Source organism: Streptomyces sp. NPDC004031 (genome assembly GCF_053604375.1).
In genome coordinates this window covers 1-1,867 of sequence record NZ_JBSGHL010000147.1, presented here as the reverse complement: position 1 = coordinate 1,867, position 1,867 = coordinate 1, and the positions used below count along the sequence as shown (strand labels likewise).

1 protein-coding gene is annotated in these 1,867 nt (G+C 74.0%); it reads left to right on the top strand.

All coding sequences use genetic code 11. The features are described 5' to 3' along the window. Window positions 1-1,867: condensation domain-containing protein (locus ACWERV_RS36705; protein WP_452941225.1), on the top strand; the 1,867-nt coding region annotated here is incomplete at both ends.

Here is a 1,867-nt window from a genome sequence, read left to right as displayed (position 1 = left end):
ACCCCCACCAGCCGCGACGCCACCGCGCTGGCCGCCCTGGTCCGCGACGAAGGCGTCACCCACATCCAGGCCACCCCCTCGGGCTGGCGCCTCCTCATGACCGGCGACCTGCCACCGGTCACCGCGCTGTGCGGAGGCGAACCCCTCCCCCTGGCCCTGGCATCCGCGCTACGCGCCCGGGTGGACCGGCTGCTGAACATGTACGGCCCCACCGAGACCACCATCTGGTCCACCGCCTGCGACATCCCCGAAAACCCGGCCCGTGTCACCATCGGCACCCCGATCGCCAACACCACCGTCCGCGTCCTGGACACCCACGGCACCCCCGCCCCCATCGGCGTCCCCGGCGAACTCCTCATCGGCGGCACCGGACTGGCCGACGGCTACCACCACCGCCCCGACCTGACCGCCCAGCGCTTCACCACCCACCACAGGCAGCGCCTCTACCGCACCGGCGACATCGTCCGCCGCCTCCCGGACGGCACCCTGGACTACCACGGCCGCACCGACGACCAGATCAAACTCCGCGGCCACCGCATCGAACCCGGCGAGATCGCCACCGCCCTCGAAACCCACCCCCGCATCCGCCAGGCCGTCGTCACCGTCCACGACGAGAACCTCCTCGCCCACTACGTCCCCGACCACCCCGCCCCCGACCCCGCCGAGTTGAAGACCCACCTGGCCGCCCTGCTCCCCGGCTACATGGTCCCCACCACCTACATCGCGCTCACCGCACTCCCCCTCACCCCCAACGGCAAGATCGACCGCAAAGCCCTCCCCCACCCCGGCGCCGAGCAGCGCCCCGCCGGGCAGGGCCGGGCCCCGCAGACCGCGGCCGAGCAGCTCGTCGCCGAGATCTACGCCGAGGTCCTGGACCTCACCGCGCAGGTCCACGCCGAGGACGACTTCTTCGCGCTCGGCGGGCACTCCCTGCGCGCCGCCATGCTCACCGCCCGCCTCAACGCCCGCAGCGGGGCGGCGATCCCCGTCGGCGACGTCTTCCGGCACCCGGTCGTCGCCGACCTCGCCCGGCAGGTCGAGGCCGCCGCGCCCGGCACGGTCTCCGCGCCCGTGCCGCGCCCGGCGGGCACGCAGCCGCCGCTGTCGTCGGCGCAGGAACGCCTGTGGTTCCTCGCCCGGCTGGACCCGCAGGACGCGTCGTACAACATGTGGATGGCCAAGCGCCTGCGCGGCCCCCTCGACGAGAATGCGCTGCGCCGTGCGCTGGACGCGGTCACCGCCCGGCACGAGATCCTGCGCACCCGCTTCCCCGAGGCCGACGGGGAGCCCACCGCCGTCGTCGAACCGCCGTCACCCGTGCCGGTCGAGGTGCTGACGGCCGCCGACGAGCACGCCGCCGCGGAGCTGGTGTCGGCCCGCACGAACACCCCGCTCGACCTCGGCGCCGCACCGCCGCTGCGCGCGACCCTGATCCGGCTGGGCACCGAAGACCACGTGGTGCTGCTGGTCATGCACCACATCCTGGGTGACGGCTGGTCCCTCAACATCCTCTACGACGAGCTGGCCGCCCTCTACTCCGGCCGCGAACTCGCCCCGCTGCCCGTGCAGTTCGGCGACATCGCCCTGTGGCAGCGCGGGCAGGACACCACCGAAGCCCTCGCCTACTGGCAGCAGCGCCTCACCGACCCGACCCCGCTCGGCCTGCCCCTGGACCGTCCACGCGCGGCCGTGCCCAAGCGCCGCGGTGCCCTCACCACGCTGCGGCTCGACGCACGCGACACGGCGGCCCTCACCCGTACCGGCCGGGAGCACGGCAGCACGATGTTCATGGTGCTGCTGGCCGCCTACCACGCCCTGCTCGCCCGCCACACCGGCCAGAACGACATCCTCGTCGGCACCGTCACCG